This window comes from Citrobacter sp. Cf136 (assembly GCF_030333815.1).
GTDB classification, from domain to species: domain Bacteria; phylum Pseudomonadota; class Gammaproteobacteria; order Enterobacterales; family Enterobacteriaceae; genus Citrobacter; species Citrobacter freundii.
Genome location: NZ_JAOWFE010000032.1, coordinates 1,197,538 through 1,213,623 on the forward strand (window position 1 = coordinate 1,197,538; position 16,086 = coordinate 1,213,623).

At 49.9% G+C, this 16,086-nt stretch carries 15 protein-coding genes; 13 read left to right on the forward strand and 2 right to left on the reverse strand.

The window, feature by feature from the left end; genetic code table 11:
- Positions 1-34: 34 nt before the first annotated feature.
- Entirely contained in the window at positions 35-1,240 is a 1,206-nt protein-coding gene (gene punC, locus OGV98_RS10135) for a purine nucleoside transporter PunC (protein WP_003843529.1), read from the forward strand.
- Between the two features lie 290 nt (positions 1,241-1,530).
- Entirely contained in the window at positions 1,531-2,679 is a 1,149-nt protein-coding gene (gene cfa / locus OGV98_RS10140) for a cyclopropane fatty acyl phospholipid synthase (RefSeq protein WP_044699909.1), read from the forward strand.
- 41 nt (positions 2,680-2,720) lie between these two features.
- Here cfa and OGV98_RS10145 read toward each other — a convergent pair whose 3' ends face one another.
- A complete protein-coding gene (locus OGV98_RS10145) occupies positions 2,721-3,368 on the reverse strand; it encodes a riboflavin synthase subunit alpha (protein WP_088902346.1) in 648 nt (215 codons plus the stop codon).
- A gap of 217 nt (positions 3,369-3,585) precedes the next feature.
- On the opposite strand from OGV98_RS10145, the gene mdtK reads away from it, so the two are divergent.
- The gene (gene mdtK, locus OGV98_RS10150; protein WP_003836464.1) at positions 3,586-4,959 is read left to right on the forward strand and encodes a multidrug efflux MATE transporter MdtK; all 1,374 of its coding nucleotides are present in this window, start codon (positions 3,586-3,588) and stop codon (positions 4,957-4,959) included.
- Positions 4,960-4,998: 39 nt separating this feature from the next.
- Here mdtK and OGV98_RS10155 read toward each other — a convergent pair whose 3' ends face one another.
- A complete protein-coding gene (locus OGV98_RS10155) occupies positions 4,999-5,697 on the reverse strand; it encodes an RluA family pseudouridine synthase (RefSeq protein ID WP_202580481.1) in 699 nt (232 codons plus the stop codon).
- Positions 5,698-5,826: 129 nt separating this feature from the next.
- On the opposite strand from OGV98_RS10155, the gene OGV98_RS10160 reads away from it, so the two are divergent.
- The 10 genes from OGV98_RS10160 (at position 5,827) to OGV98_RS10205 (ending at position 15,978) form a co-directional block, all read left to right on the forward strand.
- Positions 5,827-6,618 (forward strand): PhzF family phenazine biosynthesis protein, encoded by a 792-nt coding sequence (locus OGV98_RS10160; RefSeq protein WP_202580482.1) that lies wholly within the window; start codon positions 5,827-5,829, stop codon positions 6,616-6,618.
- 36 nt (positions 6,619-6,654) lie between these two features.
- A complete protein-coding gene (locus tag OGV98_RS10165) occupies positions 6,655-6,963 on the forward strand; it encodes a monooxygenase (protein WP_003836470.1) in 309 nt (102 codons plus the stop codon).
- A 222-nt stretch (positions 6,964-7,185) separates the two neighbouring features.
- On the forward strand, positions 7,186-7,581 hold the full coding sequence (locus tag OGV98_RS10170; protein WP_003029233.1) for a RidA family protein: 396 nt from the start codon (positions 7,186-7,188) through the stop codon (positions 7,579-7,581).
- A gap of 27 nt (positions 7,582-7,608) precedes the next feature.
- Positions 7,609-8,577, forward strand: coding sequence for a threo-3-hydroxy-L-aspartate ammonia-lyase (locus OGV98_RS10175; protein WP_202580483.1), 969 nt, complete (start codon positions 7,609-7,611; stop codon positions 8,575-8,577).
- Positions 8,578-8,704: 127 nt separating this feature from the next.
- Complete coding sequence (locus tag OGV98_RS10180) at positions 8,705-9,346, forward strand: helix-turn-helix transcriptional regulator (RefSeq protein WP_003029239.1); 642 nt, start codon at positions 8,705-8,707, stop codon at positions 9,344-9,346.
- Between the two features lie 409 nt (positions 9,347-9,755).
- The gene (locus OGV98_RS10185) at positions 9,756-10,250 is read left to right on the forward strand and encodes a putative pterin-binding protein (protein ID WP_003029241.1); all 495 of its coding nucleotides are present in this window, start codon (positions 9,756-9,758) and stop codon (positions 10,248-10,250) included.
- 17 nt (positions 10,251-10,267) lie between these two features.
- Positions 10,268-12,232: a putative bifunctional diguanylate cyclase/phosphodiesterase gene (locus OGV98_RS10190; RefSeq protein ID WP_057101527.1), complete on the forward strand. Its 1,965-nt coding sequence runs from the start codon at positions 10,268-10,270 to the stop codon at positions 12,230-12,232.
- An 84-nt stretch (positions 12,233-12,316) separates the two neighbouring features.
- A complete protein-coding gene (locus OGV98_RS10195; protein WP_200011116.1) occupies positions 12,317-12,799 on the forward strand; it encodes a glutathione peroxidase in 483 nt (160 codons plus the stop codon).
- A 165-nt stretch (positions 12,800-12,964) separates the two neighbouring features.
- On the forward strand, positions 12,965-14,074 hold the full coding sequence (locus OGV98_RS10200; RefSeq protein ID WP_003836479.1) for an AI-2E family transporter: 1,110 nt from the start codon (positions 12,965-12,967) through the stop codon (positions 14,072-14,074).
- 119 nt (positions 14,075-14,193) lie between these two features.
- A complete protein-coding gene (locus OGV98_RS10205) occupies positions 14,194-15,978 on the forward strand; it encodes a diguanylate cyclase (RefSeq protein ID WP_102190881.1) in 1,785 nt (594 codons plus the stop codon).
- The last annotated feature ends 108 nt before the right edge of the window (positions 15,979-16,086 follow it).

Below are 16,086 nucleotides of genomic sequence, written 5' to 3' on the forward strand. Positions count from 1 at the left end.
GCATTGTTCTACTGCTAAAAAAAGAGAAATGATGATGCAACCTGGGAAAGGGTTTTTAGTCTGGCTGGCGGGCCTTAGCGTGCTCGGCTTTCTGGCAACAGATATGTATCTGCCCGCCTTCGCCGCAATTCAGTCCGATCTGCAAACGCCTGCATCTGCCGTCAGCGCTAGCCTGAGCTTGTTCTTAGCCGGTTTTGCCGTCGCACAACTGCTGTGGGGACCGCTCTCTGACCACTATGGTCGCAAGCCTATTTTGCTGCTGGGTTTATCTATCTTCGCACTGGGCAGTCTGGGCATGCTGTGGGTTGAAAACGCCACAGGCCTGCTGGTACTGCGATTTGTTCAGGCCGTTGGCGTCTGTGCAGCATCGGTTATCTGGCAAGCGCTGGTTACCGACTATTATCCTTCACAAAAAGTAAACCGCATCTTTGCCACCATTATGCCGCTGGTCGGGTTATCACCTGCCCTCGCCCCGTTATTAGGTAGTTGGATCCTGGTACATTTTTCCTGGCAGGCCATTTTTGCCACCCTGTTCGCCATTACTCTGATTCTGATGCTTCCGGCGCTGCGTTTAAAGCCTACAGCTAAAGCACGCGATGACAGCCAGGATAAACTGACTTTCGCCACCTTGCTGCGCTCGAAAACTTACCGTGGAAACGTGCTGATTTATGCCGCCTGCTCCGCGAGCTTTTTTGCATGGCTGACGGGTTCCCCGTTCATCCTTAGCGAAATGGGTTATAGCCCAGCGGTAATTGGTCTGAGCTATGTTCCGCAAACTATCGCCTTTTTAATCGGTGGTTACGGCTGTCGTGCTGCGCTGCAAAAATGGCAGGGTCGTCAGCTGCTGCCCTGGTTACTCATTCTGTATGCCTTCAGCGTTGTGGGCACCTGGGCGACCGGCTTTATTCATCATGTCGCATTGGCTGAAATCCTGATCCCATTCTGCGTTATGGCGATTGCGAACGGCGCAATCTACCCTATCGTTGTCGCGCAGGCATTACGCCCTTTCCCACAGGCCACTGGACGCGCTGCCGCATTGCAGAATACGCTGCAACTGGGTTTATGCTTCCTGGCAAGCCTTGTCGTTTCCTGGTTGATTGCTACCCCGCTGCTCACCACTACCAGCGTTATGCTGACCACGGTATTGCTGGCTGCTGTGGGTTACAAAATGCAATCGCAGAAAACTGACGCCCCGCAAACAGATGACCGCGCGCAAATTGCCCACGGAGAGTCTCACTAATAATTGTCGCGGGCAATTAATTAGCCCGCTAAGAATTATCGGTTGAATCGTCAAAAATTCAGGCCTATACTGATTTCCGGATGTTAAAAAAACGATAATTTTTATGTGTTAACGGGGACAAGAATGTTCCCGTATTCCCACGGATGGTCTTTTCGGCAAGGGTTCCTCCCTTCCTCTGTTCTACGTCGGATTATAGATTCACGGATTAATTCCGTGAGATTTCTCACAAAGCCCAAAAAAGCGTCTACGCTGTTTTAAGGTTCTGATCACCGACCAGTGATGGAGAAGCTATGAGTTCATCGTGTATAGAAGACGTCAGCGTACCGGATGATGACTGGTACCGCATCACCAATGAATTATTGAGCCGTGCAGGCATTACCATTAATGGTCCGGCACCGGCGGATATTCGCGTAAAGAACCCCGATTTTTTCAAACGAGTATTGCAGGAAGGATCGTTAGGGTTGGGTGAAAGTTATATGGATGGCTGGTGGGAATGTGACCGGCTGGATATGTTTTTTAGTAAAGTCCTGCGCGCCGGTCTTGAAAACCAACTCCCCCGCCACTTCAAAGATACGTTACGAATTGCCGCTGCTCGCTTGTTCAATTTGCAGACCAAAAAGCGTGCATGGGTTGTCGGCAAAGAACATTACGATTTAGGCAACGATCTCTTTACTCGCATGTTGGACCCCTATATGCAGTATTCCTGCGCCTACTGGAAAGATGCCGACACCCTGGAATCTGCCCAGCAGGCGAAGCTAAAAATGATTGCTGAAAAATTGCAGTTGAAGCCAGGGATGCGGGTGCTCGATATAGGCTGCGGCTGGGGCGGCTTATCCCAGTTTATGGCATCGCAATATGGCGTAAGCGTGGTGGGTGTAACCATTTCGGCAGAACAGCAGAAAATGGCGCAGTCACGGTGTGCGGGGCTTGATGTCACAATTTTGCTGCAGGATTATCGTGACCTGAATGACAAATTCGATCGTATTGTTTCCGTCGGCATGTTTGAGCATGTAGGGCCGAAAAACTACGCCACCTATTTTGACGTGGTCGATCGCAATTTAAAACCGGATGGTCTCTTTTTACTGCATAGCATCGGCTCCAAAAAGACCGACAATAACGTTGATCCGTGGATCAATAAATATATCTTCCCGAACGGCTGTTTACCATCAGTTCGCCAGATTGCCAACGCCAGCGAGCCACATTTTGTAATGGAAGACTGGCATAATTTTGGCGCGGATTACGACACGACGCTGATGGCCTGGCACGAACGTTTCATTAACTCCTGGCCTGAAATCGCCGATAACTATACCGAACGTTTCAAACGGATGTTCAGCTATTATCTGAACGCTTGTGCCGGAGCGTTTCGAGCTCGCGATATTCAGTTATGGCAGGTGGTATTTTCTCGCGGCGTTGAACACGGCCTGCGCGTTCCCCGTTAATCGTTATCGCCCCCGTATCAACGAGGGCTTAACTCTCAGGCTTAGGCTCCCGCTTCGCCCGTTATGTTGCTGATGGCGCTTTCACGCGCCGCCAGTACACGCTCAACAGTATCAACCACCGCCTGCGTTTGGGGATCGATTTCGATATTAACCCTTGCGCCCAGCTTTTTCTTGCCAAGCGTCGTACGCTCCAGCGTTTCCGGGATCAAGTGCACACAGAAACGCGTCGGCGTCACTTCACCGACCGTCAGACTGATACCGTCAATACCAATAAATCCTTTGTACAGGATATATTTCATCAGCGACGGGTCCTGGACTTTAAACCACACCTGACGGTTATTCTCCGAGGTAAGAATTTTCGACACTTCGGCAGTGGTCATAATATGGCCCGACATTAAATGTCCGCCAATCTCATCACTGAATTTTGCCGCACGCTCAACGTTAACCAAATCACCGACCTTCAGATCGCCCAGATTGGTGATACGCAGCGTTTCTTTCATCAGGTCAAAGCTTATCTGGTTACCGTTAATTTGGGTGACCGTCAGGCAGCACCCATTGTGGGCAACCGATGCGCCGGTCTCCAGCGCATCCAGCATATATTCAGGCAACTCCACAACATGCGTACGAAAATTTGGTTTTTCATCAATGGACACCAATTTTGCGGTGCCCTGCACAATACCCGTAAACATACTTCCTACTCCTGAACTCAATTAAGACATCTCTGCACAGCACAATAGCAGGTGGAAATTCAGGTTGCCAGCAATGCGCCACCAGCGCCTGTTTTTTCACTGGAGAATTACGTATTCCTCGCTACAATAGACTGAAATTTCCCCTGCTTTTTCTCCTTGCTGCCATATAAGGCGGCTTTTTTAGTCTCTCAAATAACAACAATATAGTGGTGTACACGTGCAAAAGTATGTAAGTGAAGCGCGTCAGTTATTAGCTCTGGCAATACCGGTGATTCTTGCGCAAATCGCTCAAACCGCAATGGGATTCGTTGATACCGTCATGGCGGGCGGATACAGCGCTACTGATATGGCGGCAGTCGCCATTGGTACCTCCATCTGGTTACCTGCCATTCTGTTTGGTCATGGACTACTGCTGGCTTTGACGCCTGTCATTGCGCAACTCAATGGTTCCGGACGCCGCGACCGTATCGCCCATCAAATACGTCAGGGATTCTGGCTGGCGGGCAGCGTCTCCGTGCTGATTATGGTTGTGCTATGGAACGCAGGGTACATTATTCGCTCTATGCATAACATTGACCCGGCGCTGGCGGATAAAGCCGTTGGCTACCTGCGTGCCTTGCTGTGGGGCGCTCCGGGGTATTTGTTCTTCCAGGTAGCCCGTAACCAGTGCGAAGGATTAGCCAAAACTAAACCAGCGATGGTGATGGGCTTTCTCGGCCTGCTGGTGAACATTCCGGTGAACTACGTATTCATTTATGGACATTTAGGCATGCCGGAACTGGGCGGCGTAGGCTGCGGCGTGGCTACGGCGGCTGTTTACTGGGTGATGTTTATCGCCATGCTCTCTTACATCAAACGTGCGCGCTCAATGCGCGATATCCGTAATGAGCGTGGTTTCCAGAAACCTGACACCGCAGTAATGAAGCGTCTGGTGCAACTGGGTTTACCTATCGCGCTGGCGTTATTTTTCGAGGTAACGCTGTTTGCGGTGGTCGCTCTGCTGGTTTCCCCGCTGGGGATTGTCGACGTGGCCGGACACCAGATCGCACTGAACTTCAGTTCGTTAATGTTCGTCCTGCCGATGTCTCTGGCTGCTGCCGTCACCATTCGTGTCGGTTATCGTCTGGGCCAGGGCTCCACGCTGGATGCACAAACTGCAGCCAGAACGGGTCTGGGTGTCGGTGTCTGCATGGCGGTCGTAACGGCGATTTTCACCGTGACATTCCGCGAGCATATTGCCCTGCTCTACAACAATAATCCGGAAGTCGTCGCCCTGGCCGCGCAGCTCATGTTACTGGCCGCAGTGTATCAAATATCGGACTCTATCCAGGTTATTGGCAGCGGGATCCTGCGTGGTTATAAAGATACGCGTTCCATTTTCTTTATAACCTTTACAGCCTACTGGGTGCTGGGTCTGCCGAGCGGCTATATTCTGGCGCTGACCGATCTGGTGGTTGACCGAATGGGGCCAGCAGGATTCTGGATGGGCTTTATTATCGGCCTGACCTCTGCGGCGGTGCTGATGATGCTGCGGATGCGCTTTCTGCAACGCCAGCCGTCAGCGGTTATATTGCAACGAGCTGCACGATAATGCCCAAATAGCCGCCGTCTGGCGGCTTTTTTTACATCCTCAGAACGGGCTGGCGTTTTGGGCGTTCATCCACGCTTCACTAGTGGGATGCCTGAAATGCAGTTCACTGGCATGCAGCATCAGTCGCGGCACCCTTTCAGTGCCAGGCAGCAGACGCCCGCCATACAAATCACAGCCTAAAATCGGATGTCCCAACAGCTGACAGTGGATCCGCAGTTGGTGGGTTCGCCCGGTTTCAGGCATTAGTTGTACCCGCGTCAAGGGGAGCAACGCCCCCTTTTCCTGACGATGATAAAAGCGCTCGACAACCTGATAGCGCGAACGTGCGGGTTTGCCGTTGAGAGCACAAATTGACATTAATGGAAACAGCGCCGGGTCTTTGGCAATCGCTGCATCGATAACTCCTTCGTCGTTTTCCAGATGCCCGCATAACAGTGCGCTGTACACCTTAGTGACCGTACGCTGGTTGAACTGCTGGCAAAGCGCAGCGTTGATAGCCTTGTTACGGGCGACCACCATCAGTCCAGAAGTGCCGAAATCAAGCCGATGTACCAGCGTGCAGCCAGGGTAAATCTGTACCAGCCGATGATGTACCGAATCGAGATTCTGCGGATTTTTGCCCGACAAGCTAAGTAACCCGCTGGGTTTATTGATTAGCACCAGATGCTCGTCCCGATAGAGGATCTCTATCTCGTCATGACAAGGCGGGGCAATAAAGGTATCGAGGATCGTAGACATCAGGCGGCCAGAATGAGGTGTGGGGACGGATGATAACGAATTTTCACCGCAGTGGCGAATCGGAGCGCTGACCCAATGGCTGGCATGGTAGAGTGTGATTTATCCTGAGTGCGATGAGAGGGTTATTCTGTGCAACAAATCGATTTTTACATGGTGGATGCTTTTACCACCACGACGTTTGGCGGTAATGCCGCAGCAGTCTGTTCGCTCACGGACTGGTTGCCCGATGAAACATTATTAAAGATGGCGCAGCAGCATAACCAGTCAGAAACCGCTTTTTTTGTCGCCAATGAGAATGGTTTTGAGCTGCGTTGGTTTACCACTCAGGGTGAAATCAATCTGTGTGGGCATGCCACGCTTGCCGCCGCGCATGTCATCTTTGAACATCTGGATTACCCGGATACAAAAATCCATTTTGCTACCCGCTTTGTGGGACCGCTGACGGTCACGCGCAGCGGTGAATGGCTGACGCTCGATTTTCCAGCCTGGCAAAGCGAATCTGCCATGCCGCCCACTTTACTGCTGGAAACATTAGGCATCACCGAATACAAGGAGATGCGCGTGGCACGCGATTACATGGTGGTGTTGGAAAATCAACAGCAGGTTGAGGCTGTTCGCCCAAACATCCACGCCATGCTTCCGCTGGGGAAAATGGTGTGCATCACCGCGCCGGGTGACGGGGAATACGATTTTGTCAGCCGTTTCTTCTGCCCGGGTGAAGCCGTCGCTGAAGACCCGGTCACAGGCTCGGCACATAGCATGCTGATCCCTTACTGGGCTGCAAAACTGAATAAAACACAGATGCTGGCGCGCCAGGTCTCTGAGCGCGGCGGGGATTTACGCTGTCAGTTAGCAGGAACGCGTGTTTATATCAGTGGACAGGCAATAACTTATCTGACCGGTAAAGTGCTGCTGCGCTAGCAGCCTTACCCGAAATAACCAATCCATGGAGGATTTATGTCGAACAAACTCGTGCAGATACACTTTGATTTTCATGGTCCGTTTGGGGCTGAGATGTCGAGTCAGCTCGTTGAACTGGCCGAATCAATCAACCAGGAGCCGGGGTTTATCTGGAAAATCTGGACCGAGAACGAAGCAAATCACGAAGCGGGTGGCATCTACCTGTTCCGGGACGAAGACACCGCTCAGGCCTATATCAAAAAGCATACCGCCCGTCTGAAGCATCTGGGTGTGGAAGACGTGACGTTCAAAATCTTCGATATCAATGAACCGTTAACTAAAATTAACCACGGTCACATCGGCTAGTATTTTGCCTTAGACGCCCCGCCCGGGGCGTTTCTTCACTCTCCTGCCTTCCCCTCTTCGTTCCTACCCAGGTTAGCGATTTACGTTAGCCACATTTGCAATAGTTCACAAAATCATCACCCGCGAAAATTATCTCTAGCCGAAAGTGGCATATAGGCGTATAAAATAATACAAACTGTATTATTTTATACAAAGTGAATCATCAGCTACAGGAGGTTTATTATGTCCGCGGACATTACACTGAACTCATCTGCTGGAAGCTTCCCGCCAGCAGGTCATTACTCGCACAGTACAACGGCTGGCGGTTTCGTCTTCATTTCTGGGCAATTGCCGGTCACTTTCGACGGCGAGAAAAAAGCGGATGCCTCTTTTGAAGATCAAACCCGGCTGGTGCTACAGAATATTGATGCTTGTCTGGCGGGTGCTGGAGTTTCCCGCCAGCATCTGGTGTCAGTTCGCGTCTATGTGACGGATATGAATCAGTGGCCGACGTTTAACAAAATCTATGGGGAGTGGATCGGTGATTTCCGTCCATCCCGTGCTGTAGCCGGTGTTGCGGAACTTCATTATGGTTTTGCGCTGGAAGTTGAAGCTATGGCGTTGGCCCCGCAAGCGTGACATTTAACAACATACAGGTGAACAACAATGACTGAAATGACACTGCCTGATTATAACGATGTTGCCGCTGCGGCAGAGCGCATCGCAGATTATGCTAACAAAACGCCGGTGATGACATCCCGAACGGTTAATGAAGAATTTGGCGCGGAAGTCTTCTTTAAGTGCGAAAACTTCCAGAGAATGGGCGCCTTCAAATTTCGCGGCGCTATGAATGCGCTACGCCAGTTCACACCACAACAACGTGCTGCGGGCGTCGTGACGTTTTCTTCCGGTAACCATGCGCAGGCCATTGCACTGTCGGCAAAATTATTGGGGATTCCAGCAACAATTATCATGCCGCATGATGCTCCGGTAGCTAAAGTTGCAGCAACAAAAGGCTATGGCGGAAAGGTGGTAACTTACGATCGCTATACTGAAGATCGTGAAAAAATTGGTCGGGGCCTGGCAGAGAAACAGGGGTTAACGCTGATCCCCCCTTACGACCATCCGCACGTGATTGCAGGCCAGGGCACCGCCACAAAAGAGCTGATTGAAGAAGTGGGTCAGTTAGACGCCCTTTTCGTTTGTCTGGGCGGTGGCGGCCTGCTCTCAGGATCCGCTTTGGCGGCCAGACATCTGTCTCCTGACTGCATCGTCTATGGTGTCGAACCTGAAGCGGGGAACGATGGTCAACAGTCGTTTCGTAGCGGAAAAATTGTTCATATCGATACGCCCAAAACCATTGCTGACGGTGCTCAGACCCAACATCTCGGGAACTATACGTTTCAGATTATCCAGCAAAACGTGAACGATATTCTGACGGTTTCAGACGCTGAGTTAATCACCTCAATGAAATTTATCGCTGAACGCATGAAAATCGTCGTTGAGCCGACCGGGTGTCTGGGTTTTGCTGCCGCCAGAGCGCGCAAAGCTGAACTTCGCGGCAAGAAAGTCGGCATTATCATCAGCGGCGGAAACGTGGATATCAGCCGCTACAGTGAATTTCTGGCCAGATGATAAACAGGGTATCTGTCATGCAGATACCCTAATGTTACTGTCTGTACATTGCCGTCTGGAAAAACGATCCCAGGTCACTGTAAACTGCTCGCAATCATGGCAACAGGCATCACCGCAGGAGACTGGCATGCCAAAAACCGACAATAACTCGCTTCTCAGCCAAATTGATACTATCGCCAGGGGATTGAGTGAGACCTTCTCTCCGTTTTGCGAAGTGGTGGTTCATGACCTCAAAAATCCTGAACATGCCATTTTATCCATCCATAATAATCTGTCCGGACGTCAACCCGGCCAGCCAGCAACCGAGCTTGGCCTGGCGAGAATCGCATCGCCTGACTTTCCCAGCATCATTGCGAACTACAGTAATCAGTTTGCCGATGGTCGCCCGGTGAAAAGTACCTCAATTGGCATCAAGGATGAAGAAGGCAGATACGTAGCAGCTCTCTGTCTGAATGTAGATATGACGCTGTTTCGTGGTATGCAGAGTGCTCTTGCGCGTTTTACTGAAACCGAAAACTCCCCCATTAAGGAACATATCGATCCCGGCAGTAACGAAGTCATCCGCCAGCGTATTGATGACTTTGCCGCTAAACGCGCTACGACGGCCCGAGCCCTTAAACCTCAAGACCGTAAGCTGCTGATTCAACAATTACGCCAGGACGGTTTGCTGAACGTACGCAAATCTATGGATACGGTGGCACAGCATCTGGGCGTATCAAGGGCCACCGCCTACCTGTATGCCCGCCAGTCAGTTCAGGCGGGTGAATAAACGGGTTCAGTTGAACTGCACCAGCCGCAGCATAAAAAGTCTGATCTTGATTACCGACACGAAGCGCTCCCGCTATACTTTGGCCCGCTTCGTATCCGATATAGCCACCAACCAGTAAACAACGCCCCGCCGCTGGGAAAAAATAAACCTTTATTTTCGTAGGCATTTATTGGCACTGAGTCAATAAATGATTTATTTTTGTACATACATAGTGAGATTACGTTTTCCTCAAATAACACCATCAGCATTGATTAAACATCATAATAAAACAGACAAAATCTAACCCATTGATTTAGAGGAATAAAAATAAAGCTGAATTTATTGCATCAATAATACCTATGCAATATATATAAATAGAGTGATATCTAAATTATAATTCTTTTACATCCGGCTGATTGGTGAGGTAAGAATGCGGTTAATCGTAATGTTAGTAAGCTTTGTGCTCACCACCCAGCTCTGGGCAGGTGAACTTCCCCAGCCTTCCGGTACAGTTCTTTTAACGCTGTCCGGTAATATTGAAAATACAAATGCAGACGGGAAAGCCGTTTTTGATACCGCCAGCCTTGAGAAGCTGGGCATGGTCAGTTTCCAGACCACCTCCCCCTGGTATAATGGACGCACTACTTTTACGGGTATTCCACTACAAAAGCTCATGGATTACGTCGGCGCGAGCGGCTCGGTTGTAAAGGTCACTGCGCTCAATGACTACACCACCGTAATCCCTCTCAGTGATTTCAAAAAATACAATGCCATCCTTGCGTTAAAAATCAACGGAAAATATATGCGCATCCGTGATAAAGGTCCTTTATTCATTGTGTACCCCTATGACAGCATGCCGGAACTGAATAATCAGATTTATTATTCAAGGTCTGCATGGCAGGTCAGTAGTATGGATATTGAGTAAGCGTTCAGAGGAACATCATGAACAGAATACTGGCTGGCATCATCTTTTTTCTTTTTATATCTACCGGATATATCTCTTTCCTCGTGCATGAACGGCAACAAGAGTTACAGAAACTGACTCACTACACCGATTCCTGGTCTGCTGCTCAGCTGGTATCACAATATTACCGATTCGAGTCATTGCTGGGTCTTTACACTATCGATGATACGATAAATCTCGATGATGTACGCATGCGCCTCGACATTATGCTCAGCCAGAGTGATTTAATAAAAGAAGGTGACCTGGGGCGCTACATAGAAAGCAATATAGCCCACCGTGAGCTGGCGGTAAAACTTGAAAACACCCTTAGTTTTCTGGATGTTAATCTAGAGAAAATGAACCGTTCAGCACTCCAGGCTTATCTGAAAAAAATGCATACTCTGGATGTGCCACTGGGTCGTCTTTCATCTGGCGCGTTAAACAAAGATGTTAACTCGATCAATAACGCCAACCAAAAAATTCAAACGCTGTACTATATTTACTCAGCAACCTCGGTGCTGCTGATAATACTGAGTGCGATTCTGGGAGTGCTCATTTTCTATCAAAACAGAAATATTCTGCGGGCGCACCTGCAGGTCAAGAGTCTTGCCGAAGAACTGCAGAAATCAAAAGAAAAGCTGCAAATCCAGAATGCTAAACTGGAATATGACGTCTACCATGACTCTCTTACTGAGATGAATAATCGTCAACTATTCTGGAGCGATTTAAATAAAACAATTGAGAAAGCAGAAAAAAATCACGATTCTGTGACTGTGATGTTGTTTGATTTAGATCGATTCAAAGAGGTAAATGATACGTATGGTCATGATGCCGGTGATATGTTGCTACGCCAGATATCAGACCGACTGGTTTCAATGAGCCTTACTTCGGATACGCTGTATCGCCTGGGTGGAGATGAATTTGCGTTTCTCTCAAGTGGCCTGACAGAAAGCCACGCCGTTTCGCGGGCCCAGAAAATATGTGAATTTATCAGCCAGCCCTACACTATTTATAACACGATTATCAACATAACCACCTGTGTTGGCATTGTTATCTCAGACACTGAACGTCGTTCCGACTATCTTTATAAATTTGCCGATCTGGCCCTTTATGAAGCCAAAGGTGAAGGCTCAGGTAAGATAAAAGTCTTCCGACAACGAATGTTAGAAAAGCTACAAGAAAGCAGAACGCTTGAGCATGATATGGCATTGGCAATAGTGAACAAAGAATTCGTGGTTTATTATCAGCCCATTGTTGACTCCTTCAGCCAGGAAATTTATAGCTATGAAGCCCTAATTCGTTGGCTCCATCCTCTAAAGGGCCTCCTGTCGCCGGATAACTTTATTCCTGTTGCTGAAAAAACCGGAATGATTAATGAGATGGGGAAAGCAGTGCTTGAAATTGCCTGCAGGGAAGCTGCTTGTTGGGCGGTTCCTGCTAAAATTTCAGTAAATGTCTCTCCTGTCCAGCTAAGCAGCAAAGCCTTTGTCGGTATCGTACTGTCTATTCTGAAAGAAACTGGACTCCCAGCCGATCGTCTTGAACTGGAAGTAACAGAGTCCTCTCTCTTCACTGAGAGTACGACGCCGATGAATACGCTTAATAAGCTCAGAGCCCTGGGCGTAAAAATCTCCATCGATGATTTTGGTACCGGATATTCTTCTCTTTCGCGCCTGAGCAAGCTTGCCTTCGATAAAATTAAAATAGACAAATCTTTTGTGCATTCAATATCCACACATGAAGATGCGCTTAATATCATCAAACTGATCACGGGCATGGCGAAATCACTCAATATGAAGGCTGTTGCTGAAGGTGTTGAAACTCAGGAGCAACTAAAAAGCCTTCAGGCGCTGGGCTGCGATTTCGCCCAAGGATATCTGTTTGGTAAACCTCAACCTTGTGTCAATGAGGAAATCAGAAATGGTCAAGTTGTGCCAATAAACAACAGAAAAACGATGCCATGAAGATTTTCTATCAGGCTTCAACTGCCCGTAACGCGCTAAGTGGCAATGTCGACGCTAAACTCACCCTGACCTGAGGCTTAAAAAATGAACATTTTTCATCAACTTACCGCCACCAACCTGAATGGTCAGCTTATTTCAATGGCCGACTATGCAGGCAAACTGGTACTGGTGGTTAATACCGCCAGCCATTGTGGCTTTACGCCACAATATGCGGGCCTTGAAGCACTGTATAAGAAATACGACACACAGGGCCTGGTGGTGCTTGGTTTCCCCTGCAACCAGTTTGGTAAGCAGGAACCCGGTGGGGCCGACGAAATCGCGCAGACCTGCTACGTCAACTACGGCGTGAGTTTTCCAATGTTTGAGAAAGTGGAGGTTAACGGTGCCGCTACACACCCGGTATTTCGTTACCTGAAAGATGAATTACCCGGCATACTGGGTGGGAGGATCAAGTGGAACTTCACTAAATTTCTGGTCGGACGCGACGGAAAACCGCTTAAGCGTTTTGCCCCCTTCACCACTCCAGAAAAAATAGAAACCGTCATCCTTGATGCACTAAAAATCTAATGGTTGCTGTCATTCGATTATCACATTAATACTGTGGATATTCATTGGTTTTTATCTTCAGTAAGTCACCGTTTTAGCCAAAATAAGCGGCAATCTTCAGCTAAAGTTGGTAAATCCCCTGAACGGTTCTATAGTCTGGACTGCTTTTCATTACAGGGTTCACTAATGCGATTTAACGGACTGACTAAAGGTTTCTTCATTTTCATACTTGCCCTCGTGACCTGGGCGTTCTTCGATGTGCTGTCCCCCTACTTTTCCGCCATTTTGTGGGCCGCGATACTAACGACTATCTTTAACCCGGTAAAAAACAGACTGCGCAGTGCGCTTGGCGAACGCAACGGACTGGCATCGTTGATTACCATCGTCATTATCTGTCTGATTGTCTTTATCCCGCTGATGGTAATCCTGTCATCGCTGGCCATTGAACTGAACGTGGTGTACACCAAACTGCAACAGAATGACACGCAGTTCCCGGAGGTCGTCGCTTCTGTTCTTTCGTATCTTCCTGACTGGGCCAGAGGTTTTCTGGCAGAACACAATCTGGATGATGTCGCGCAGATCCAGAAAAAACTGTCCGATGTCGTGCTGCAGGGTGGACAGTACCTCGCCGGCAGCGCGTTCCTGATTGGTAAAGGAACATTCGGCTTTGCTATTAGCTTCGGCATCATGCTGTATCTACTGTTCTTCTTACTGAAGGACGGACCGTACCTGGTGCGCCAGATTCTGGACTCATTACCGCTTTCTGATTTTGCCAAACAGCACCTGTTTGCAAAATTCGTCGGCGTGACGCGGGCAACAGTCAAGGGCACGGCGGTCGTCGCTTTGGTTCAGGGTATTCTTGGCGGCATCGCGTTTGCGATTGTAGATATCGACGGTAGCGTTCTGTGGGGCGCGTTGATGGCGTTTCTCTCCCTCGTGCCCGCCGTCGGTTCAGCGATCGTCTGGGTACCAGCAGCAATATTTCTGTTCGCCACCCATCAGCTATGGCAAGGGCTGTTTATCGTTGGCTTCTTTGTGATTATCGTTGGGCTTGTGGACAATATCCTGCGCCCGCTGCTGGTAGGTAAAGACACCAAAATGCCTGATTACCTGATCCTGATAAGCACCCTCGGTGGAATGGAGATCTACGGTATCAACGGCTTTGTGATTGGCCCACTGATTGCTGCGCTATTCATTACCTGCTGGAACCTGTTTTCCGGGCGTGACCATGAAGGTAACGTGGAAGGAATTGACGAAGCCTTTATGGAAGAAGGAAAAAATCCTCCAGATCTGTGATGGCCGGACGATAACAAAAGGCGGTCTTCGGACCGCCTTTTTTATTTTCACGCAAAATCATACGTTTTCTATAATTTCAATCATGCGTATTCATTAATCGTCGCAGAAGGAACTAATCAGTGCGAATAGCCACAATCACCAACTGGGCCTATAGCGCGACGGTATGTCTGACCATCGCCTCCGGTATTGTCATGCTGATGGCATCCAGCGCCGATAACACCGAACGCCAGGTGGTAGAGCAGCGTTATCAATTCGATCAGTTGACCGAAGAAGTCGAACTCGATGCCTGGTCGCTGTCCGACCTGGCGCGCGACTATGTCATTGCAAAAGATCCTGAGGTGCTCAACGCCTATCGTCAGAAAGAAGCGTCGATGAAAGCCGTTGAGCATCGTCTGTCGAAGCTCAAAGACCTTGGTGCAACGGATGAAGAGCTGGCGCTATTGCACGAAGGGCTGCAGATTGTGGATGCTCTGCAGGATGAGCAGGCCGAGGCGCTTGCCAGCGTCGCGCGTGGAGAAGAGTCGCAGGCCATCACCCTGCTGTACGGGAAAGCCTATGAACAGGAACTGGAGCGAGCCCAGGACCGTATAGATCATTTCCGCCAGTTACTCGATAGCCGCGTACGCAACACGATTGAAGATGCAACCCAGTCATCCCGCATGCTGCGGACGGCTTCCGAAGTGATGGTCGGTCTGACGGCGCTGCTGTTTTTATTCGTTCTCGGTTTCATTTTAAAGCGTCGTGTCCTGCGCCCCGTCGTGCGTTTGAGCGATGTCGTAAACCGTCTCGCATCGCAGGATTATGCCGTTGAGACGCCCAGCTTTAACCAGATAGACGAAATAGGCGACATGGCACAGGCGATCCGGATCTTCCGCGAGAACGGTCTGGCTCGTCAGAGACTGGAGAAGGAGCGAGATGCCGACTGGGCAATCCGCGATCTGCTGGCACGTATGACGCAGCGCCTGCAGGGTTGCGAGAATTTTGCCGATGTCATCAATGTGGCGGAACTGTTTGCACCAAATATTGCCCCAGGTATTGCCGGGCGGCTTTACATACTGGACCGGGAACCCTGGCAAATGCGCTGCGTTGCACAATGGCTCTCACCGCAGGGTAAAGCGGATGCGTTCCACCCGGACGAATGCTGGGCTGTGCGCCGCGGCCAGAGCCACCCTCCGGTACAAGGTGAACCAGATATCGCCTGCTACCATCTGCCGGATTCATGCCAGCAACATACCCTGTGCGTTCCGCTGATTGCCCAAGGAGAAGCCATCGGTCTGCTCTCATTCCAGAACCTTAGCGATGATTCCACCCCTTCTCGTGCGTATCTGGAGCTAATGGCAGAAGCACTCGGCCTCGCATTAGCCAACCAGCGTCTGCGTGACGCCCTGCTGGAGAAAGCGCTCTACGATCCGCTAACTGGTCTGCGTAACCGTCATCATCTGGAAGATACCTTACGCACTCAGATGAGCCAGGCCGTACGCAACAAGGAGCCGATCAGTTGCCTGATGATCGATATCGACCATTTTAAAAATATTAACGATCGCTTTGGTCACGAGGCGGGAGACAGCGTGATAAAAAGTATCGCCGCCACCATTCAGCGCGTGGTTCACGACAGCGGCATGGCCTTCCGCTATGGCGGTGAGGAGTTTCTGGTGCTGCTGGCCAATACGGATGAACAGGCCGCCAACCGCCTTGCGACGGATATTTATAACGGCGTACGCGAACTGTCGCTGCGCTTTGGCGTCTCTGAAATTGGTCACGTCGATGTCTCTATTGGCGTAGCCAGCTATCCGCAGCACGCCCAGAGCGACAGCCTGCTGCGTGCTGCAGACGTGGCGCTGTATCGCGCTAAAGAGCTGGGACGTTCGCGCATCGTGAGCTTTGGCATGCTGGAAGCGAGCTGAACATGGCTTTACCTCGACGCCAGGCGGTGATATGTTATTTCAATGAACACAAAACACGATATCACCGCTTTTAATCACAACCTGTGGTGGCTGCCTACTTAAAGGCGG